Source organism: Clostridium culturomicium, from assembly GCF_000821305.1.
GTDB classification, from domain to species: domain Bacteria; phylum Bacillota; class Clostridia; order Clostridiales; family Clostridiaceae; genus Clostridium_J; species Clostridium_J culturomicium.
In genome coordinates, this window is sequence record NZ_CCXK01000016.1 from 655,641 (window position 1) to 678,289 (window position 22,649).

The following is a 22,649-nucleotide window of genomic DNA, read 5'->3' on the forward strand; positions in this document are numbered from 1 at the left end:
TATATCTGTACCTCCACTTCATATTCATTCAATGGAGTACTCTTCAAAAGTAAGTTCGAATATTTAAATCAAAGATTTGGACATTCACTTATCTAGTCTTTAAAGCTCTTTTAAGCTTTTCAAAGGCTAGATTTTTTCTTTTTATAACGGTATTATAATTAACACCATACTCATTAGCATATTCCTTAAAGCTCCCCTTCTCTTCTATATAAACATATATGATGATTTCCTGCAATTTAAAAGGAAGCCCTTCAATGGCTTCCCTAATAACTCTCCCTAATTCTTCATTAGCATAATCCTCTTCAATATTTACTCCTTCATCCTGTAAAGTATCAATAATACTAAAGCCTTCTCCTAAATCAACATCAAGGCTTAAAGTGGCATTTTCCTTAGCCTTATTTCTTATCAAGCATCTAAAATTATTTGTAATAGCCAAAGTAATATAGTTTATAAAATTACTTCTGCTAACATCATACTTTTCAACAGCGTTCATCACCGTCATAAATCCAAGCTGCATTAAATCCTCTTGATCATAACCTGAAACATAAACATTCATTGCACTTTTATAAATATAATTTTCAAAGGCCTTCATCAACTCTTCCATTGCATTTTTATCTCCAACTTGTGCTTCCCTAACTAACTTCTCAATTTTCTCCCAAGAATATTTTTTCATGCTTATACCCCCTATAAAATTAAATGCCCTAGGGATTATTTTCCCTAGAGCATTTTAAATCTTTTATTACTCTTCAAGTATAACAGAAAAAAACTATCACAATCCTATCATCTTACTATCCACTCACTATCACCAAACTATCATGTCAATACCAACTTACTATCAACTTTTCGACAGTTCATGAAGTAATAACCAACTAAATTATTTAAATCGACTTCATCGCAATAATAAATCTTACTCCATCCTCACAATTCTCAACCTTGATATTTCCCCTGTGGAATTTGATTATTTTATTGGAAATATAAAGACCCAAACCGAAATTACCATTCTTTCCTTTGTGAAATTTAGAGAAAAGATTATTTATTATGGCTTCTTCAATAGGACTTCCATCATTATATATGGATATTTCAGTAACTTCCCCCACTGCTGGATTTATAAATTTACGGTGTAGATCTATGGTAAGCCTTGTTTTTGCATATCTTAAACTATTTTCTAATATATTATCAACAGCCACTTGAAACTTATCCTCTACTATATTGATGCGAATAGGTTCGCCCTTAACCTCCACCTTAATATCCTTACGACCTAAACTTATTCGCTTCACAATACCTTCCAAAAGCTCCTTAGCTTCTACCTGCTTAAACTCAGATTCCTTTTCAAGAATATAATCAAGGGAATTTAAATAAAGCAGTTTAATTATTTTTCCTTCTAACCTTTCAACTTCTTCTTCAATAACCTCTATATTTTTTTCAAAACTGTCTTCTATGTAAAATCCATCCTTTATTGCCTGACAGTAATTCTTTATAACCATAATTGGGGTTTTCAATTCATGGGATATACTTTGAATAAAAAACTCCTCTTCCTTATCTATATTGATTAAACTTTCCTGCATTCTTCCAATAGAATAGGCTAACTTTCCAATTTCATCCTTGCGATTCATCTTGATTTTTTCATCCCACTTTTTAACTGAAATTAACCTTACCTTTTTTTCTAGATAGCTAATTGGCTTTGTTACTCTACTAGAAATCGTCTTTGCAATAATAATACTAACTATGATTATGCATAATAACAGCTTCAGCATAGTTCCTAAAAATTGTGGACTTGTAATTACAATACTAAGATCAGCCAGATTACTTATTAAAATTGTTGTTGTAAGGGAAACAACTAAAGATACTATAACTATAAATACAGTTATTACTACCCAGATTTGAAAACTTAACGGCTTGTCCTTCACTAGTCATTAACCCCCTCAAACCTATATCCATATCCATAAATAGTTTGTATTTTAAGCTTTGTCATTTTATTTCTTAGTCTTCGCAGAGTATTATCAACAACTCTTGCTGAACCAAAGTAATTTATCCCCCATACACTGTCTAGTACTTGCTCACGAGAAACTGCTCTAAATTTATTTTCCATAAAATATAGTAATAAGTCATACTCCTTTGAAGATATCTCTAGTTGACTGTCATTTATGTACACCTTATGCTTATCCTTATCAATAGTATATTCTCCACACTTAATTATATTGTTTTGAATTTCCTTAGGCTTTTTAAGGAGGTTATTTACTTTTATAACCAGTTCCCTTATCATAAAAGGCTTTGGAATATAATCATCACAGCCCATCTCAAGACCGATAACCCTATCAATATCTTGATTCCTTGCTGAAATAAATATTACCTTTGAATTGGGGGTCAGCTCCTTAACCTTTTTAAAGATAGTAAATCCATTTATATCTGGTATCATTATGTCCATTACCCATAACTCTACCTCTTCAAATATATTTTCAATAGCCTCCTTGCCATTTAAAAAGCTTTGAACTCTATAGCCTTCAGCCTCTAAGTATGTCTTTATCATTCGGTTTAAATTTAAATTATCCTCCACTACATTAATTAACATGTGTATCCCCCATCCCTATTAATCATTGATTCCTAAGTGCTTTTGGGCCTTAAATCTATAACATTAAACAGTAACTCCCCCCTATGAAGCTACTAATTTCTCCTAAGGTAAGTTTATCATAAATCTACAATTCACATAATATTTCATCAAAATTTAAACATATAAAATAAACTCCATACCATCGCTTCCTGATGATATGGAGTATTTTAATTAATTAAGCTGTAACACTATCCTTTTTACTTTCTGCATTAACCTTATCTTCAAAGAATAGATAAGAATTGGGGTCTACCTCACCAATTCCAAGATATCTTGCCTTGTAGTCCTTTAATAATCTAAAGAACTCTTTAGATAAGAATAAAACTACAAATACGTTTATAAAGGTTGGTATTGCTGAAGATATATCTGCAAAGTTCCAAATTACCTGTCCTGGTAAACCAAAGGATACAGCATAAACTACCATTATTAACCCTGGTATTGGATAAAGAGGCTTGTAGAATTTTAAAATTGTATTTTTCACTTCAACCTTATTTTTAAAGGCATGTCTTAAAATTATCTCATAGTAAGAATACCAGCCTGAAGAGGTTGTAATTCCAAATAGGAAAATTCCTATCGTCATTATTACTCTTCCCCAAGTTCCAATCCCAATTTCGAAGGCTGAAAGTGTTAAAGCTGCTCCACTTAAGCCTGAAGACCATTGTCCTGTTACCATAATAGCTAATGCTGTCATAGTACAAACTATTCCAGTATCCACAAACACCTCAAAAGCGCCCCATAAGCCTTGCTTCACTGGATGGTCTGTAGTTGCTGTTGAGTGAATCATTGGTGATGTTCCCCAGCCAGCTTCGTTTGAAAATACACTTCTTGATACTCCAAGTCGTATAACTCTGCTTACAGCTGCACCAGCAAATCCCCCAACTGCTGCTGTTCCTGAAAATGCAGATTTAAATATTAGAGCAAAAGTTTCTGGAACTGCTGTAATGTTTAAAAGGATTATAATTGTACAGCAGCCAACATAGAATAAACACATAAATGGAACTATTTTTCCTGCTATTTTTCCAAGCTGCTTTATTCCACCAAAGATCATTAGATATGTTACTCCAAAATAAATTAATGAAGATGGTATCATTCCAATTTTAAAAGTTGAACTCAAAGCTTCTGAAACAGTGTAGTTCTGAAGTGTTATAAAAAATGTTCCAAAGATACCTGCTCCAAAGATAAAGGCCAAAATCCACCAGCCTTTAAAGCCTCTTTCAACTCCTAGACCTTTTTCGATATAGTAAGTTGGTCCTCCATAAGGATTTCCATCTTCGTCTGTATTTCTATAATATACTGCAAGAGTAACCTCTGCAGCCTTAAGAAGCATTCCAACTAAAGAACAAACCCACATCCAAAAAATCGCTCCTGGTCCACCAGTAGCAATAGCTGTTGCAACTCCACCAATATTACCAACTCCAACAGACCCACCAATTGCTGTAGAAACTGCTTCTAATGGTGAAAGAATTCCTTTTCCCTTTGCTTCTTCCTTATTTTTCTTAGTAAATATTTTTCCTAGGGTATTTTTCATTATGTGTCCAAAAAATCTAATTTGAAAAAATCCTGAACGTAAAGTAATATAAAGACCTGTAAAAAGAATTACAATTATTAATGGCAATCCCCATAGGAAATCCACCATTGCCTGCAAGATATTCTCCATAAAAACCCTCCCAATAATATTCTTTAATATGATTGTAAAGGATTAATGCGTAAATTTTATGCTACAATTATGTTATCTCTGGCATAATTCTAAAAATTATAATAATTTCGATCTTCCTCTCCATAAAATATAGGAATCACTTCTGCCTCCTCGCATAAGATGTGCCTTTCCTTATAATCCTGAAGCAATTCAAAAAACTTATCCGATAATAGAAGCACAACAAACATATTAACAAAGGTTGGAATTCCAGCTAAGATGTCAGCAAAACCCCAAAGTATCCCCTCTGTTCCACCAAAATTGGTTGTTATAACTACAATAATAAATCCTGGTATTGGATAAATTCTCTTCATATTTTTTAAAAGCTTTTCCATATTAAACTTCATCTTTCCCCTTGTATAAAAGAACAATAAAATACTTTCATAATAGGAGTACCACCCAATAGATGTAGTTAACCCAAATAAGAATATTGTTATAGGTATAATTATTTTTGAAAACTCACCTATTCCAAGGGAGAAGGCCGATACTACTATATCTCCAGCTGGGGAAATTCCTGATAAAATTCCCATTACAACTACAATTCCAGTAATAAAACATATAACTATAGTATCCAAAAACACTTCAACTACACCATATAAACCCACTTCAATTGGATGATTTGTACTAGCTGTTGAATGAATCATTGCAGAGGTTCCCCAGCCTGCTTCATTGGAATAAACACCTCTAGACATTCCCTTTGATATAGTCTCATGCAAACCTCTTCCAATAAAACCTCCCGCGACTGCCCTTACGCTAAAAGCATCATATATAATTCCCTTTAATGCTGCTACAAATAAGCCTCCATTTCTTACTATTACTAGGACTCCAGCTCCTACATAAAGTAATGTAATTACAGGAACGACAATGATAAAGAGCTCTTTTATTCCCTTTGTTCCCTTATAAATTGCAGCATAAGTTATTAAACTGTACGTAATGGCCACTAGTATAATTGGTACATTAAAGCTATTTGATATTATCACTGAAGCGTTATAGTTTTGAATTGTAAAGATTAAAGTGGATAAAATTCCAACTCCAAAAATTGTACTTAAGACCCATGCAGACTTGAAATTCATACCTTCTCCAATACCTTTTTCAATATATTGCATCGGACCTCCTCCAACAGTTCCATTCTTATACTCATCCCTATAGTAAACTGCCAAGGTTACCTCTGCCATTTTTATTATCATTCCAAGGATCCCCGTTACCAGCATCCAGAAAATAGCCCCTGGCCCTCCAATTACAACAGCACTGGTAACCCCTGTTATATTTCCTATACCAGTGGTTGTGCCCAATGAAGCAAATAATGTCTGAAACATACTTATATTTTTCTCATCCTTATTACTAATAGCTTTAAAAGTTCTTCTCCAAATGAAGGTAAAATATTTGATTTGAAAAAATTCTGACGACAACGTATAATATATACCTGTAGAGAGAATTGTTATAATTAATGGCCAGTCCCATAATAAATCCACCAAAAACTCAACTATTTGTTCCATAAAATCCCCACCAATGATGTATAAATTAAATTATTTGAATTTTTAAAATTCATATTTATTGTAGCAGATATGTTTAAAAAAGTCATATTTAGCACTGAACTGGAGGATGAATGATGAATACTTTGTTTTTAAACGGAAAAATAGCAGCACTGGATGAAAAAAATAATTTTTATGAGGCCCTTGGCATCAAGAATAATATAATTGAATTCCTTGGTACTACTGAAGAAGGTAATGCTGAAAAAGCTTCCTATGACCAAATTATAGATTTAAATGGTAAGGTAGTTTTACCTGGCTTTAATGACAGCCACCTTCATCTTTTAAACTATGGCTATACCCTTGAGAAAATGGATTTAACAAAGGTTAACTCCATTGAGGAAATGATAGCTGCCGGCATAGAATTTATTGCTGAAAGACAAGCAACTTCCCTAAACTGCCTTCTTGGTCGTGGGTGGAATCAAGACAAGCTTAACGAAAACCGCTTTCCTACAAGGGAAGATTTAGATAAAATTTCTACTGAAATACCAGTAATCTTTACAAGAATATGTGGGCATATTGCAGTTTGTAACTCTGTTGCCTTGGATCACATTTATCATGGAATTTTAGAAGGCAACAAAAATATAGATTTAAGCAAGGGGATCTTTATGGAGGATGCACTCTCTATAATTTATGGTATTATTCCACCACCTTCTGTGGAATCTATGAAAAGTATGATTTTAAGAACCTGTGATGAATTGCTAAGCTATGGCATAACCTCAGTTCAAACGGATGATTTTGATGCCATGCCTGATAAGTCCTTTGAAAATGTTATAAAGGCTTATAAAGAGCTGCTTTCAGAGGGCAACTTAAAAGTAAGAATCTATGAGCAATGCTTATTTGAAAATCTTGATGTTTTTAAAGAGTTTATACATAACGGTTATAAAACTGGTATGGGAGATGACTTTTTCAAAATAGGACCTTTAAAGCTTCTTTTAGATGGAGCCTTAGGTGGAAGAACAGCACTTCTCCGAGAAGCGTATAGTGATGATGCAGGAAACTGTGGAATTGGATTATACTCTCAAGAGGCGTTAAATAAATATATTAAAACAGCTCATGATAACGGCTTCCAAACAGCAGCCCACTGCATCGGTGACAAGGCTATGGATTTATATTTAAATGCCTTAGATAATCTTAATACACCTTTAAAAGCTGGTCGTCATGGAATAGTTCATTGCCAGATAACTAATGGTGAAATCATTGAACGCATGAATAATATGGATGTTATGGCTTACATTCAGCCAATATTTTTAGATTACGATATGCATATAGTTGAAGATAGAGTTGGCAGCAGATATAAGGAAACTTATGCCTTTAAAACTATGGATGATAAGGGAATTAAACTATCCATCGGCTGTGATGCTCCTGTAGTTCACTTTAATCCATTTGAAAACCTATATTCTGCAGTGTGCAGAAAGGATCTTAACAACTTCCCTGAAGGAGGATTCATGCCAGAAGAAAAGCTCTCTCTTGAAAGAGCCCTAAAGTTATTTACTTCAGGAAGTGCCTATTGCTCCTTTGATGAAGATAAAAAAGGAACCTTAGAGATCGGTAAATTAGCAGACTTAGTTGTTTTAGATAAAGATATCTTTAAAATCCCAGAGGATGAAATAAGATATGTTCAAGCTGAAATGACTATGGTTGATGGAAAAATAGTATATACACGATAATAAAAGCAGCCTTAGTGGCTGCTTTTATTTTATCTTTACTACCTTACTTTTTAGACTTTGTGGCATAAACTCATATATCTTAGGTGAAACCGTATCTAATTCATATTTAGTAATTCCCCCAAGAAGGAGCAATGCTGTGAAGTATACTATTACACCAATAAGTATTAATACAAATAGAATTATTCCAGCACCTGCTCTTGTGTAATATTCCATAAAGAAGCTATTAACTATGACGTACTTTAAAACTAATAAAACAGCACTCATAATCATTGCTGAAATTATTGAAGTTTTACTTTGCTTTACAATTGGAATCTTAACCTGAAACTCCTTTTGTAGCTTTTTATGGTTAATAACTGTAGCTATCATAAGTGATACTATGGTTGCTATTACTGCTCCAATTATATTTATGCTATCTATCCTTACTAACATTATGTTTATTAAAGTTTTTATTAAAATTGTTGCTATGCCTAGGTTTATAATAAACCCAAATTTATCCATCCCCTGAAGAACAATATTTTGAATAGTTGTCAATGCCATGAATAATAAAGCCACAGCACCAATTGATAGAATTTCATAACCAAAGGTTCTTCCAAACACAAAATAAAAAACCTCTTTACTTAAAATCATAAGACCAAACACTGCCGGAATTGTAATCATATAGGTCAACTTATAAAAATATGAGGTCTGAATCATCAACTCTTTTTTATTTTTTTCTATATATCCTTTTATTATCTTTGGAAAGATACCAATCCCTAGTGAAGTTACAATAACAAGTGGCACACTTATAATTGTTGTATAATATTTTAAAGTTGCTGTTTTAACATTAACATCACCATGAATTAAATTCCTGATTGTGATAACATCAATTAAGTTAGATATATTTTGTATTGCTGCAATGAGTATAAAGGGCACTGCATAAGTAAGCAAAGTTTTTAATATTTCCCGCTTCTTTGACTTTGATATTCTCACTTGTTTTAAATTTGATTTTTCTATGTACTTCTTATTTATAATATACCTTACGTATATTAAAGCACCTAAAGCTCCAATTGTAGTTCCAACTGTGCCTCCAGTACTTCCCCACTTAGTTGAAAATTTCATAAGCTGAAAAGCAAAAATAAGGCTAAAGACTACATTTAATACCTGCTCAATAATATTTGAAACACTTAAGGAAAGCATATCCTTACACCCTTGAAAATAACCTCTATATGCTGTTAAAATTGATGCAATGAAAACTGCAGGAGATAAAAAAACAAATACCCAAAATGATTGTTCACTATTAAGCAGTTTTGAAAGCGGCTTTGCCATAACAGCAAATAAAACTGCAATCACACCACCATATATAAATAACACATTCCTTGCGACCTTCATCACTTGTAATTCACTTTTATCATTGGTCTTAACCTTATACTCTGCCACTAGCTTTGTTGTTGCCGGAAGCATTCCAAGACTTGTTAATGCAAACAAAAATATAAACACATCATAACCAACTGTATAAATGGCAATACCCTCATCCGTTAATATATAGGACAAAATTGGCATATATAAAGCTGATAATACTTTTAATACTATGCTGGATATAGATAAAATAATAATTCCTCGTCCAATTGACTTTTCTTCCATATCTTTAATCACCTTAATTCTTTTTCTGATTCATTTTCCACACAGTATAACAATAATTGTACTAAATTAACTTACACTATTACATTAATTATACACAAGTGACATATATGTTTAAACAAATTTTACTCTTATATATAACAACTAACCCACTCAGTTCAATTACTCTATCATATAAAAGCATAAGCATAAACCATTCTGCATATGGTCTATGCTTATGCTTTTATAATATTAATTTTTAAACTTAATAAATATAATATGGAGCTGGGTCTACCTTAACCCCACCTATTATTACCTCAAAGTGAATATGTGGTCCTGTAGAGTTTCCTGTAGAACCAACTGAAGCAATTCTTTGTCCACCTGAAACCTGCTCTCCCGCACTTACATTAAGAACTGAATTATGTGCATATAAAGTGCTCATATCTCCATGATTAATAACAACTACGTTACCATATCCGCTCATCCATCCTGAATATGCTACAGTTCCTGCTTTTAAAGCAAAAACTCCTGCACCATGTGGTGCTCCTAGATCAAGAGCTCCATGAGATTCCCACACCCCAGTTATTGGGTTCGGTCTTGGATCAAAGGTTGAAGTAATTGGATATGCCATTCCACCGGTAATCGAAAAAATATCTCCATTTCCTGCTGTTGTAGAGCCAGCATCACCTCTGCTTGGTCTTTCATCTTGAACAGCTTCAGCTTCCATTGTATTGATAGCACTAAGAAGTTCATTAAACTCAGCTTCCATTTGAGCTATTTTAGCTTCTTCTGCTGCAATATCAGCTTCCAATCCTGCCACCAACGCATTTTTTGCAGCAGTTTTAGCATTTAACTCATTAGTTTTTACTTCTACAACCATTTTATCGTCTTGAAGTTTGGCTTTTTCCTCTTCTGCTTCCTTAGTTACTGAGGCAAGCTCCCTTTGATTCTTTTCAAATTCCTCCATAACTTCCTTGTCGAACTTGATCATTCTCATTAAATAATCAATTCTTTTCAACATATCTGTTATCCCCTGAGATTCTAAAAGAATTTCAATGTAGCTTTGTCCTTGACTCTTATACAGAGTTCTCATTCTTTCATTTACAACATGCTGATTATCTTCAATTGCCTTTGTAAGTTCCTCTGTTTTAACTTTTAATTCCTCTAAATTTTTATTTGATACTTCTATCTTGCTATTTAATTCATTAATTTCCTTATTAAGCGCTTCTGCCTCACTATTTAATGCCTCAACTTCTCTAGTAACGGTGTCTTTCTTGCTTTCTAGTTCATTAACTCTTGCTTTTCCTGCATCTATTTCAGCTTCTACATCGGATGATTGCTGCTTTTTGTCACTAAGATCATCTGCAAAAACTGTAGCTGAAAAAAGGCTTGTACACATTAAAACTGATATTAAAACTTTTATTCGCTTGTTCATTTTACACCCTCCTCACAAGTTTATTAGGATAAAATACCCCTTCTACCATATTAGCCCCTGACCTCTTTTCTGTCAACAAAACATAGATAAGTCTAAATATTCAACCTTAAAAATTAACATTTATTTGAGTATTTTTCCACAATCTTTAATTATCTGGTACATATAGTCATCTTTCTGTAAACTTATGTATAAATTATGATGTCTTCTTATTTAAGTAAAAACAAAAGGAATTGCCCTCGCAATTCCTTTTATTAAATTACACTTAAAGTTTTTCTACCTTCATCACTCTCATAGCATTTAAGATGGCTATTACTGAAACTCCAACATCAGCAAATACAGCCTCCCACATAGTTGCAATACCAAAAGCTCCAAGGACTAAAAATATTCCTTTCACTCCTAATGCAAACACGATATTCTGCCAAACTATAGTTTTAGTTCTCTTTGCAATTTTAATTGCATCAGCTATTTTAGATGGTTCATCAGTCATAATAACAATATCTGCTGCTTCTATAGCCGCATCTGAACCAAGTCCTCCCATGGCAATTCCAATATCTGCTCTAGCAAGTACTGGAGCATCATTTATTCCATCACCAACAAAGATAAGCTTTCCTTTTGGAGACTTCTGTTTATCTAAAGCTTCAAGTTTCTCAACTTTATCTGTAGGTAATAATTCTGCATAAACCTGATCTAACCCAAGTTCTTTTCCAACCTTTTCACCAACGACCTTAGCATCACCTGTAAGCATTACAGTTGTCTTAACGCCAAGAGCCTTTAAACTTTGAATAGCTTTTGCTGAATCCTCTTTAACCTCATCAGATATTACAATATATCCTGCATACTCTTTATCAACTGCTAAATGAACCACAGTTCCAACAGCTCTAACCTCATCGTAGCTTATATTTTCTTTTTTCATAAGCTTAGCATTTCCAGCTAATACTTCTTTTCCTTTTTTCATTAACTTAAGCATACCACTTGAAAGCTGCTCGCCTAAAATTACTACCTTTGTACCATGACCAGAGATTTCATCATAGGTGTCAATTCTACCTCTATCAACTTCTTTTCCATAAGCCTTTAATATTGAAATTCCAATTGGGTGATTTGAGTAGCTTTCTGCAAAAGCTGCAAGTTCAAGAAGTTCATCTTTTGAATATCCTTCTCTTGTAACAATTTTAGTTACCTTAAACACACCTTTAGTTAAAGTTCCTGTTTTATCGAATACAACAGTTTCAACATCATTTAAAGCTTCAAGATAGTTACTTCCTTTAACAAGAACACCTCTCTTAGATGCACCACCAATTCCTCCAAAGAACCCTAGAGGTATTGATATAACAAGAGCACATGGACATGAAATAACTAGGAAGATTAATGCTCTATATAACCAATCTGAAAAAGAAGCTCCACTAATTACCATTGGAGGTATTACAGCAATAGCTGCCGCTGTTATAACTACAACTGGAGTGTAGTATCTAGCGAACTTAGTGATAAAGTTCTCTGTTTGAGCCTTTTTACTGCTGGCATTTTGAACTAAATCTAAAATCTTAGAAACTGTAGATTCCCCAAACTCCTTGGCAACTTCAATCTCAAGAACTCCATTTTTATTGATAAATCCGCTTAGAACTTCATTCCCAGCTTCAACTTCTCTTGGTACAGATTCACCAGTTAAAGCTGAAGTATCCATCATGGAAGCACCTGAAATAACCTTACCATCTAGCGGTACCTTCTCACCAGGTTTAACAATGATTATATCGCCAATTGCAACCTCTTCTGGTGCAACCTTCTTAACATCATCTCCAACCTTTAAATTAGCAAAGTCTGGTCTTATATCCATTAAAGAGCTGATTGATTTTCTTGAACGGTTAACTGCTATGCTTTGGAACAACTCTCCAACCTGATAGAACAACATAACTCCAACACCCTCTGGAAATTCTCCAATAATGAAAGCACCAATAGTTGCAATTGCCATTAGGAAATTCTCATCAAAAACCTGTCCTCTAAATATATTTTTTATAGCTCTTAGTAAAACTTCTCCACCAACAATCAGATATGCAATAAAAAATACGGAAAGCTCAGCCCAATCCGGTAGCTTTAATATGCTTCCAAGAAGGAAAAGTACTCCACCAACACCTAGCTGAATGAATTCTTTTTTATAGCTTACTTCATCTGAAGCCTCGTCCACTTTTTTTTCTGACTTTGACTCTGTTCCATTATCTATAACTTTAACATCTGGCTCTAATTTATTTACGATTGTAGTAGCCTCATCAACAATTCTTTTCATTTCATGATTACTGTCAGCTTCAATAATCAGCTTTTTAGCCATAAAATCTAATGTAGAACTCCTTACACCTGAAATATTCTTAACTTGATTCTCTATTTTTGCCGCACAGTTTGCACAATCAAGTCCCATTAAAATAAGAGTCTTCTTTGATCCCTTATTGATTACTTTTTCTTTTACAATTACATGGGATTCTATTCTATTAACAATATTTTTCACATTATTTAATACAACATTTAAATCCTGTCCACCTTCAGTCTCAATGGAAAGTGTTTTGGTCATAAAGTTCATGGTAGCTGTTATACCACTTATTCTATTTATTTCTGTTTCAATTTTAGTAGCACAATTAGCACACTCTAATCCTTCTAAAATTAACTCTTTTTTCTGCTTTACTGTCATATAATTTCCCCTCCTTTTGATTGAATATATGAGCAATCATTCATACGTTATAGTTTCATTATATTCATATAGTATGTAGTTGTCAATTGATTATTTAAAATTATTATTCCTCGAAAACCTTCAAAAAAACCTCTTAATCGCTATATAAAAAAACGGACCTCTAGGGTCCATTTTTTTACAGTATTTTTTTTATAATATCTCCTTCCTTCATAATAATATCCATATTTTCAACAGCTATCTCTCGGATATTTTTCAAAGGGTTTCCATCTATAACCAGCAAATCTGCAAACTTACCTTTCTCTAATGTACCAGTAATATCTCCAATCCTAAGCATCTCAGCTCCAATTTTTGTTGCAGCCATTATAGTATCCATTGGTGATATTCCTGCCTTTTCAACGAAGGAATACATTTCTCCGATGGCAGTTATCCCATAAGGTGTGAGGCTTGAACAGAAGGAATCCGACCCAATTGTTAACCCAATGCCCTTTTCTTTTGCCTTCCTTAGGTTTGCATAAACACGATTAAGCTCTTTCTCAGCTACTGTGTCCCCCGGATACTGATCGTGAACCTCTGGAATATATGGAGGAGCATAGGTTTTAAACCATTCATTAAGGAATTGAATAGTGGGACAGAAATATATTTGCTTTTCTGCCATTATATCCAAACAGTCATCATTAAGAGTTTGTCCATGAATAATTAAATGAACACCAGCCTTTGCAGAATCAAGGGCTCCTTCATAGCCTTCAGCATGAGACCAAACAGGAATACCAACCATGTTACATTCCTCCACCACAGCCTTTATCTCTTCAAAGGTATAATGCTGATGAAGCTTTTGGTCCCATCTCCATATTCCTCCACCTGTTGACCATATCTTAATAGCATCTGGATTCTCTCTTAATCTTCTTCTAACAGCCTTACGTAAATCCCATGGACCGTCAATTCGCTCTGCCCAAGGGTGTGACTCCTCGTTATACCACTGTGGCAGCCTGTGAGAATCACCATGTCCACAGGTTCTTGAGAATCCAAGTCCTGTTCCAACCACACGAGGCCCCTTCATTACTCCGACTTCAATCATATTACGAATATGTAATCCTGAACGTGAAATTTCTCCAACGGTAGTTAATCCATGCTCAAGGCATTCATGTGCCTGCTGCACAGCCACAACTGTTTTCTGAATTGGATCTTCTAAAATCCAGTCCCTATCATCATCTGTAAGATTCCCTGAAAAATGCAGATGACTATCAATAAGACCTGGCATGATTGTTTTTCCTGTTATATTAACTACCTTATAATCATTTCCAAAATCTATGTAAGTTCCTGCATATTCAATCTTTTTATCAGCAACTAATACTAATGAATTTTCAACTGGTTCCTTACCTGTGCCATCAATAAGCAAGCCACCAATGAAAGCATATTTAGTCATTTTCATTCCCCCTTAATTTAACCCTAAATATAATATATATTATATCAAACATAATATATTATTAAAAATTAAGTATTATAATTTTAACTTTAAATAATGCTGTAAATACATACCTAAGTAAAAAATAGACTAAAATGACCTTGAAATGATTTTAGTCTATTTAGATTCATATAATCATTGAAGTTCAATTTTTTTACTTCAAATCAATATTTATCTCCCACTCCGGAGCTTCTTCACTGTTTTCTGGCATTCTTGGAATAGCAATTTTATACTTTCCATTAGCTGAAATTTTATCTACAGTCATACTGTATATTCCTTCTTGCTCATTTTCAACTGCTACAAGGCTTTGTCCTTCTCTTCTTGATACATCCTTCATGCTTTCATCAAAGATTACCATCTGACTTAGATTTCTATAATCATAGTTACCTTCAATCCTAAAAGTTGCTTTTGTTCCTTTCTCACCAACTTCAATATTCTTTATAAGTACATTTTCTGTACTATTCACTGGTATTGACATCCCAATTAACTCTTCAACAGTGTTAAACACCTTAGGCTCATCCATATTCACATAATAAGAAACCTTCTCTAAAGCATAACCTGCCTTTAATTCTGCTTCTGAGGCAGGTCTTGAAATTATTTCTGGATTCTGTTCTTCAGCATCATTTCCTGTACATTGTGACGGCTCCAATGATACTCCATCTATATGTTCAGTAATAGTATTGTCATTAACCTTTGGCATAACCTGAATTGATTGACTATCAGATAGGTCACCTTTAATTTCAAGCTTTATAAACATATCCCCTTCATAGCTTAAGTTTCCTGTTTTTTCTGTTCTAAAATACTTACCATTATTGTCCCTAACCACATACTCTGTGTCAAAGAAAACTGTCTCCGAATAATCTTTACTTCCTTCTTTTACTGGTGCCGTCTTACCTTTTAATAGTAGTGTATTAGCTAATTTTGAGGTTACAAGCTCTGCTGATTCAATGGAATTATCTCCCACTTGCAGAACATCTTTAAGAATAACTCTGTTTCCGCCTGATATTTTATTAACCTTTAAGGCAAAATCTATATTAACATTCTTATCCTTATAACCTCTTGAAATACCTCTTATCTTAAGTTTGATGTCTGACTTATCTTTAATATTCATCTCCGCAATATTCGCACTTAAAACCACAGCTCCCCTGTTATCATCAATGATTCTAACCCTTTCACTCATGGACATAGGCTCTTCTCCCTCAATGAACATATATCCATTCAAATAGAAAAAATCCCCCTCGTTAAGATCTTCATAACCTCTTAAAAAGTCACTTTCCACTATGAGTGTCATCACCAGCATATTCTCATCTAAAATCACTTCATCAAGCATCACAGATACACCATTACTTTCTTTAGCTTCTCCAATAACCTGTGTAGCTTCTTTAAACCTATCCGTTGGTTCTCCAAATAAAGAGGTATTAAAGCTTTCAAAAACTTGTCCTAAGCCTGGTATTGCACTAACAATCTCTGGACTTATAACTCCTGCTGTCATGGTTACCCCGAATGCTAAACCAGCTGCAATTGCAACCCTTCTAAATCCATAAATCCTTCTTTTATCCTTTTCGTACTGCTTATCTTGTCTTCCTCTTTCAATACCCTTAAGCACCGCATTATCTAACCCCTCTGGTATCTTCACTGTATCCTTTATATTTAAATCACTCATTTACACAACATCCCTTCTCATAATATTTCTAAGCTTATTGAGCCCTTTATTTAAGTATGTTTTAGCTGTTCCAAGAGGATACTTCAAAACCTGTGCAACCTCATTTATTGTAAGGTCATTAAAGTACTTAAGTATTATTACTTCACGATGCTTTTCCTCTAAGGAATCTAAAGCCTACCAAATATAAATGCTTTCCTCCACTCTGTTTTCAACAGACCCCATAGCCTCACTAAGCTCTCTATCCTCTAGATAAACTATCTTGCTTCCTTTTCTAATATGAGTTAATGCCGTATTAATAAGTATTCTTATAATCCATGTTTTAAAATACTTTGGCTCCTTAAGCTTGTCTATAGATATATAAGCCTTATACACGGTCTCTTGTACAATATCAAGGGCATCTGCCTCATTCCTCACATAAGAAAAAGCCGTCCTATATAAATTTTCTACTCACTCATAAGCTCCTCAAAGGCTTTGTCATCCCCTTTTATAGCTCTTTTTACCCTTTTTTCATTTTGCATGAAAATCTCCTTTCCAACCTGTACAGATCTATCAAGTAATTACCTTCTACATCTATTAGACTCCTTAACTCTCCAAAGAGTTTTATTTTTATTAAAATAATTTTATAATAAATTCTTATATAAAACATTGTAAAAAATTCGACCCGTCAGGTCCAACTTTTGTAATTAACAGACCTACCCCGTAGAAATTACAAATGACCTCTTTGTTAGCTATAAACTCAAAAAAATAATTGAAAAAAGAAGCTTCCTATTAAGATGCTTCTTTCACTCACAAACTATTAATTTATCTTGCTTTATGAACGTATGGTGTTTCAAAGGATTTTTTCATTTCTTTAATTATTTTATCAAACTCTTTTGAATCTTCCTTAGGATATCCAACAATAAAAGTATTAATTGAGCCTTCTCCCGCTACTTCATAAATAAAGTAACTGTTATTTCCATTTTCAGCAGCTATCATAAATGAATTTCCTATGCGTTTTTTATATACAACGCCTCTTGTATTGTTTAAATAACCTTCATAAAGCTCCTTTGAAGTTTTGTGAAGGGCATTATTAACACCTGAAAGAATTACTACTATAGTATTTTCCTTATTTTGTAGTATTATGCCATCTCCATTCTGGCTTTCCTTCGCTTCTGTTAAAAAAGATGGATAATCAATAGAAAACCCATAACGTGGATTTTCATATTTATTGTATGTATATTCACCATACTTGCTTCCTTTCATATTAATTACTTCATCGGTAATAACACTTGCAGCTGGTGCAGAAACATTTCCTTCATCGCTGTCCTTACTGATGCCTTCTCTTAAGTTACCTATCAAAGGCGCTGAAACTACTACAGCAAGAATAAGGGTTATGACCAAAAAACTTGTGTTCTTTTTCATAAAACTCCTCCTTTACCTTAAGTATTTCTAAATATCATAAAATAAATACACCTTAAGTAAAAAAGGATAAGCTGTTTATACTTCTATTGAAACTTCCTTCAACTTATATATTCCATTTTCTCTTTCCAAGATATCAAATCCAACCATTTCTCTTGTAACTTACTATTTATTATTTTGTAACCACTTAATAGCACAATAAGCATGCATAGCTGCACCTGTAGCTAAAATATCCTCATTAAACATAACTTTGCTATTATGCATAGGCTCTCCATAAGATGGATTTTCTTGTTTTACACCAGCTCCAAGCATAAAGTACACACTTGGCACCTCATAGGAATATGATGCAAAATCCTCTGATCCCATACCCCCACCTTCAAAGGAAACAACTGATTGTTCTCCAACTAAATCTTTAACATATCCTCCTAATTCTTTAGCAAGATCTGTATTATTTGCAAGTGGTGGAACTGATGACAACTCTATCACTTCTCCATCTCCTCTAAACATCTTGGCTGTACTCTTAACTATTTCATTCATTCTGTTAAATATAAACTCACCAATTTCCTTATTTAAACTTCTAATAGTTCCTTCCATTATAACTTCATCTGGAATAATATTAGGTGCATCTCCCCCTGTAAACTTACCAATGGTCAAAACTGTTGGTTCTGTTGGCGATACCTCCCTGCTTATTATTTCTTGAAGCGAAATATAAATATGAGATGCTATATTTATTGGATCAACACCTGTTTCTGGCAATGCTCCATGACATCCGGTACCCCTTACAACTATTCTAAACCTATTACATCCTGCAATACTTGTGCCAAGTCCATAAAGCACCACATTTGAAGGCGTGCCTGAATGTACATGCATTGCCATTGCCGCATCAACCTTAGGATTTTCCAAAACTCCTGCCTTTATCATTTTTTTAGCTCCTGTAAATCCCTCTTCATCAGGCTGAAATACAAGCTTTACTTTCCCCTCTATCTTATCTTTATTTTCCATAAGTAACTTTGCTGCACCTAAAAGCATAGCACTGTGCATATCGTGACCACAAGAATGCATTGCGCCATTAGTTGACTTAAACTCGCATTCTGTATCCTCCTTCATAGGAAGTGCATCCATATCAGCTCTTAGTAGAAATGTTTTTCCCTCTTTACGTCCCTCTATTGTGGCAACTATGCCACTTTCACAAATTTCAGTTGGTTCATAGCCAAGTTCCTTTAATACTGCTATAACATACCCCTTGGTTTTTGGCAGACTATCTCCAACTTCTGGACTTTCATGTATAGTTCTTCTATACTTTACTAAATCATTTTTTATTGCCTTTGCTTGTTCAATAAAATTATTCATAGCTTTTCTCCTTCGTTAAATATGTCAATCTTATTATATCTCTTTTGGTAAAATTTATTTCTACTCATCCACTACTATTTTTCTTAACTACTCCCAAACCTCAATAGCATCTAAGTCCACTTTTTCTGAAGCAGGTATATAAAGTCCATATACTAAGTCAATCTTAAACCCTGCTTTGATTATGTCACGATTCCCGACCTTAGAAACTGAAAATTCCTCCACATATACATATTCTGATATCTGATTATCTGCTGCTTTGCAGGTATTATTCCACAGAGTCCAAAACGAAGAAAACTTCAATACAAGTAGCCACTGTAGTAAGTCCCTTTCCAATCTTGCACCTTTTATATACATTACCTAAAAATAATATAATACTTAAAATAGTAAATATCCCAGGTAACTCAAAAACTAATGTTACAGCATCCATTTTACCACTCCCCCTATCTAATATTTTAAACAAATAAATTTTCCAAAATTATTATTTATGTATTTAACGTTTAATATTAACATTCCATTTATAGTAACATTTTTATATATTATGCCATAACTTTATAAGCAGTAATATATAACTCATTACAAAAATCCACATATTTTAAATACCCATTTCATCTCACCTAAATTTTAGGTAAAATAATATATAACATTGAATATAAAGGAGTAATCTTATGGCTAAATTAAGAAAAATGCTTGGTACTGCTGATTCCCCATACATAATCTCTTTAATGAGAATAATAGAAACTCAAAATAAAACCACAATAATAACCTGGTCTGTAAAATATGCAGAAGCTTACCTTTTACCAATTTACGAAAAAGCTTATCCTGAAGATACTCGTCTTAAAAATGCTTTAACCGCTGCTTTAAGCTTCGTTGAAGGTGGTATGAAATTAGCTGATGCTAAAAAATTAGTTCGTGAAGCTCAAGGTGCTGCAAAGGAAGCAGAAGGAAATCCTATTGCTCAGGCTGCTGCAAGAGCTTGTGCCCAGGCCGCTGCCACAATTACTACTATAACTAATTCTTTAGCTGTTGCCTTCTATGGTTCAGCTGCAATTGCTTATGACCGCGTTGGTCTTGAATCTTCAGCTGAGGTTTACGAGGACATAGCTGCAAAGGTTTGTTCAAAGTATGAATCTGAACTTCACAAAATCGCAGTAGAAAATGAGCCTAATCCTGTTAAAATTAATTGGAATTGCTAAAGGATTAATTTCTGCACCTTGAAGGTCATAATTAAATACCCTGAAGGTGATGAATAAAAGAAAGACTGCTCAAACCTTGATCAGTCTTTCTTTTATTCTCTATTTATTTTCATATAATTCACTTATCTAATTCTTTTATTGGCCTCTTTATTTCATCTTAACTAACACAATAAACTCACAATCTACATTTTGAATGTCATTAGTTCCACTAACTGCTTCACCTGACATAGATTTAAATATAAATTTTATCTTTACCTTATCATTCTCATCTTCAAATATAATTTCCTTAACAATACCTTTTATGCTATTATTGTCCAGGCCATATTCTTCAACGAGCTTTTGTGCATATTCCTCCATAGCTTTGGAGTATATTTCTTCCCCATCTCTATTTAAAACAAATTTTCTTTCTTGCTGTCTATAATCAGCATTGATTCCCTCTCCATACCTGTTGCCACCACCACTATAGCTGGCACCTTGAAACATGTAATCATAACCTGTTATATCTATTTTAGTAAAGCCTTCCTCTGCTCCAAAATAGAAAAATCTATTAGCACTATATGCATATCCCTCAATATCTTCAAATCCTAAAATGCCCTTCATATCTTTGAAATGAAAATCCTTTGGTAGATATTTAACCTGACTTAAGGCGTGATTCCTCTCGAAATAATGAAGAATACTGCTTATGTCTTGCTTGTCCATTTCAGATAACTCCTTTGAACTCTTCACAATACTGCCATCTGATATCATATCATTCTTCTTAAGAATGTCTGAAAATCGTTTGTTTTGACTTCTTACAGATATACTATAACTGCTAAATGGCCCACACACAGATATTAGCATTATAACTGCCAAGGATATTGGAAGGATTATAAACTTCTTCTTTCTTGCAATAGCCAAATATATCATTGTCCCAGAGACCCAAATTCCTAAAGCAACAACAAAATATCTGTTTTCAGTAACTCCATAATCTCCAATTCTTATTCCTATTGAGACAAACATCATCACCATTAATGGTAAAATTGCTCCTGGGAAAACCTTAAAATAAATATCTGCCCATTTATTAGTATCTCTTAACTTCGAAATCAGAAATAATGTTCCAGCTGATATCACCCCATACCAAAGCACTAAATGTGATACTAAACCTTCTGGCCATTTACTTGTAATAATTATTTTTCCAAAGTAAAGGTACAAAATCATAGTATATATTGAAATTAAAGGCATTATTATATAAAGCATCAGCACCTTTAACCCTTTTGGATAGTGTTCCTTACTAAGTACCTCACCCTTCTTTGGAATTCCCCCAAGGAAAAAACAAGGCGCAAATATGCCAACTATCAAAAGCCAAGTATAATAATATAATTCAAATTTAATCCTTACCTCTAGAAGATAATTTAAAGTTACCAGAATAGCTGAAATCCCAATTTGAAGCACAACAGCATATATGGCTGTTATAAATAAACGACTCAATATTTGAATTATATATAATTCAAAATTCTCCTCACGCTTAATATATGGAATTACTAAAAAGCATAAAATCAATATTAAAATCAGTCCAATATGTCTTATTACAATAACCATTGATGCATCTGTGTAAACAAATCTCCAATAAAGGATTAACATCAGTGTCCCTAAACCATGATATAAATACTTTTCTTTATGATTTTCCTTATTAATTCTCTCAAGGATCACATATATACATAGATAAAGAGGTATTCCTAAGCATAATACAACTATAAATCTGCTAATGCCCTGTTCCCATGCATACATTGATTTTTCAGTCATATAAACTGTAAGCATTGCTGCTGCAGCCGACAATATAATCACAATTGGAAATCTTGCCACAGCCTTTTTTACAGCAGTTTTACCTCCATCAATTAAACTTCTTATCCCCATAAACTTCCTCCCTTATTTTTTATATTGCCTTTAACCTCAAGATATTATGTTATTATCTAAACTCATCACTATTATATTCCATGTTTTACTTATAATATCCTTTGTTTACTTCAAACTTAATAATCATAAATAACTTAATAAATTTGTGTAAAATAATACAAAAACAGTATTATTCTTACTATTCCTGCCTCTTACCTAGTTCCTACTTTAATTAGTCACTATATGAATTTCTAGAGAAGCAACTACAAACTCCTCACAACTTTACAATTGAATTATTTGCAAAAAAATAAGCCTACAGTTTACACTAAGGCTTAAAACTATAAAATTATCTTCTATGGTTTTGTTGTTTTTTTGCTCTTCTGCAATCTGTACATCTTGTAGGTTCGTTTTCAAATCCTTTTTCTTTATAGAACTCTTGCTCACCTACTGAAAATACAAAATCTGATCCACACTCTTTACATTTTATTGTTTTATCATTCATGATAAATCCT

Annotated in this window: 20 protein-coding genes; 2 read left to right on the top strand and 18 right to left on the bottom strand. The window is 33.4% G+C overall.

The genetic code is table 11. The features are described from left to right. Positions 1 to 88: 88 nt before the first annotated feature. The 5 genes from BN1075_RS12440 to BN1075_RS12460 all read right to left on the bottom strand — a co-directional run bounded on the left by BN1075_RS12440 (position 89) and on the right by BN1075_RS12460 (position 5,794). Entirely contained in the window at positions 89 to 673 is a 585-nt protein-coding gene (locus BN1075_RS12440) for an RNA polymerase sigma factor (protein WP_040193474.1), read from the bottom strand. 205 nt (positions 674 to 878) lie between these two features. After that, positions 879 to 1,907, bottom strand: a complete 1,029-nt coding sequence (locus BN1075_RS12445) for a HAMP domain-containing sensor histidine kinase (protein ID WP_040193475.1) — start codon at positions 1,905 to 1,907, stop codon at positions 879 to 881. Continuing rightward, positions 1,907 to 2,569, bottom strand: a complete 663-nt coding sequence (locus BN1075_RS12450; RefSeq protein ID WP_040193477.1) for a response regulator transcription factor — start codon at positions 2,567 to 2,569, stop codon at positions 1,907 to 1,909. The genes BN1075_RS12445 and BN1075_RS12450 overlap by 1 nt, the downstream gene beginning before the upstream one ends. Positions 2,570 to 2,783: 214 nt before the next feature. Continuing rightward, the gene (locus BN1075_RS12455) at positions 2,784 to 4,262 is read right to left on the bottom strand and encodes an alanine/glycine:cation symporter family protein (protein ID WP_040193478.1); all 1,479 of its coding nucleotides are present in this window, start codon (positions 4,260 to 4,262) and stop codon (positions 2,784 to 2,786) included. Between the two features lie 89 nt (positions 4,263 to 4,351). After that, complete coding sequence (locus tag BN1075_RS12460; protein ID WP_040193479.1) at positions 4,352 to 5,794, bottom strand: alanine/glycine:cation symporter family protein; 1,443 nt, start codon at positions 5,792 to 5,794, stop codon at positions 4,352 to 4,354. A gap of 113 nt (positions 5,795 to 5,907) precedes the next feature. Between BN1075_RS12460 and BN1075_RS12465 the strand changes: the two genes are divergently transcribed. Continuing rightward, the gene (locus BN1075_RS12465) at positions 5,908 to 7,497 is read left to right on the top strand and encodes an amidohydrolase (protein ID WP_040193480.1); all 1,590 of its coding nucleotides are present in this window, start codon (positions 5,908 to 5,910) and stop codon (positions 7,495 to 7,497) included. 24 nt (positions 7,498 to 7,521) lie between these two features. Here the strand turns inward: BN1075_RS12465 and BN1075_RS12470 are convergent, their stop codons facing one another. From BN1075_RS12470 to BN1075_RS21610, 11 genes are all read right to left on the bottom strand, one after another. Continuing rightward, complete coding sequence (locus BN1075_RS12470; protein ID WP_040193481.1) at positions 7,522 to 9,117, bottom strand: oligosaccharide flippase family protein; 1,596 nt, start codon at positions 9,115 to 9,117, stop codon at positions 7,522 to 7,524. Positions 9,118 to 9,358: 241 nt separating this feature from the next. Then, positions 9,359 to 10,528, bottom strand: coding sequence for a murein hydrolase activator EnvC family protein (locus BN1075_RS20805; RefSeq protein WP_052406525.1), 1,170 nt, complete (start codon positions 10,526 to 10,528; stop codon positions 9,359 to 9,361). Positions 10,529 to 10,790: 262 nt separating this feature from the next. After that, the gene (locus tag BN1075_RS12480; RefSeq protein WP_040193482.1) at positions 10,791 to 13,199 is read right to left on the bottom strand and encodes a heavy metal translocating P-type ATPase; all 2,409 of its coding nucleotides are present in this window, start codon (positions 13,197 to 13,199) and stop codon (positions 10,791 to 10,793) included. Between the two features lie 175 nt (positions 13,200 to 13,374). Further along, positions 13,375 to 14,622: a metal-dependent hydrolase family protein gene (locus tag BN1075_RS12485; RefSeq protein WP_040193483.1), complete on the bottom strand. Its 1,248-nt coding sequence runs from the start codon at positions 14,620 to 14,622 to the stop codon at positions 13,375 to 13,377. A gap of 193 nt (positions 14,623 to 14,815) precedes the next feature. Next, a complete protein-coding gene (locus BN1075_RS12490) occupies positions 14,816 to 16,324 on the bottom strand; it encodes a DUF4179 domain-containing protein (protein ID WP_040193484.1) in 1,509 nt (502 codons plus the stop codon). Further along, positions 16,325 to 16,462, bottom strand: coding sequence for a sigma factor-like helix-turn-helix DNA-binding protein (locus tag BN1075_RS22170; RefSeq protein ID WP_328286194.1), 138 nt, complete (start codon positions 16,460 to 16,462; stop codon positions 16,325 to 16,327). It lies immediately after the preceding gene. A 36-nt stretch (positions 16,463 to 16,498) separates the two neighbouring features. Then, the gene (locus BN1075_RS22175) at positions 16,499 to 16,738 is read right to left on the bottom strand and encodes a sigma factor (RefSeq protein WP_235777794.1); all 240 of its coding nucleotides are present in this window, start codon (positions 16,736 to 16,738) and stop codon (positions 16,499 to 16,501) included. A gap of 387 nt (positions 16,739 to 17,125) precedes the next feature. Beyond that, on the bottom strand, positions 17,126 to 17,725 hold the full coding sequence (locus BN1075_RS12500; RefSeq protein ID WP_040193485.1) for a hypothetical protein: 600 nt from the start codon (positions 17,723 to 17,725) through the stop codon (positions 17,126 to 17,128). Positions 17,726 to 17,887: 162 nt separating this feature from the next. After that, entirely contained in the window at positions 17,888 to 19,072 is a 1,185-nt protein-coding gene (locus BN1075_RS12505; RefSeq protein WP_040193486.1) for a M20 metallopeptidase family protein, read from the bottom strand. Positions 19,073 to 19,159: 87 nt separating this feature from the next. Next, the gene (locus BN1075_RS21950; RefSeq protein WP_197072307.1) at positions 19,160 to 19,372 is read right to left on the bottom strand and encodes a hypothetical protein; all 213 of its coding nucleotides are present in this window, start codon (positions 19,370 to 19,372) and stop codon (positions 19,160 to 19,162) included. Further along, positions 19,338 to 19,499: a hypothetical protein gene (locus tag BN1075_RS21610; protein ID WP_156132793.1), complete on the bottom strand. Its 162-nt coding sequence runs from the start codon at positions 19,497 to 19,499 to the stop codon at positions 19,338 to 19,340. Before BN1075_RS21610 ends, BN1075_RS21950 begins: the two co-directional genes overlap by 35 nt. Before the next feature lie 238 nt (positions 19,500 to 19,737). On the opposite strand from BN1075_RS21610, the gene BN1075_RS12510 reads away from it, so the two are divergent. Next, on the top strand, positions 19,738 to 20,265 hold the full coding sequence (locus BN1075_RS12510) for a putative immunity protein (protein ID WP_040193487.1): 528 nt from the start codon (positions 19,738 to 19,740) through the stop codon (positions 20,263 to 20,265). A 147-nt stretch (positions 20,266 to 20,412) separates the two neighbouring features. Here the strand turns inward: BN1075_RS12510 and BN1075_RS12515 are convergent, their stop codons facing one another. Continuing rightward, positions 20,413 to 22,158 (bottom strand): DUF4153 domain-containing protein, encoded by a 1,746-nt coding sequence (locus tag BN1075_RS12515; RefSeq protein WP_040193488.1) that lies wholly within the window; start codon positions 22,156 to 22,158, stop codon positions 20,413 to 20,415. Between the two features lie 325 nt (positions 22,159 to 22,483). After that, a complete protein-coding gene (locus tag BN1075_RS12520) occupies positions 22,484 to 22,639 on the bottom strand; it encodes a zinc-ribbon domain-containing protein (RefSeq protein WP_040193489.1) in 156 nt (51 codons plus the stop codon). Positions 22,640 to 22,649 lie beyond the last annotated feature (10 nt).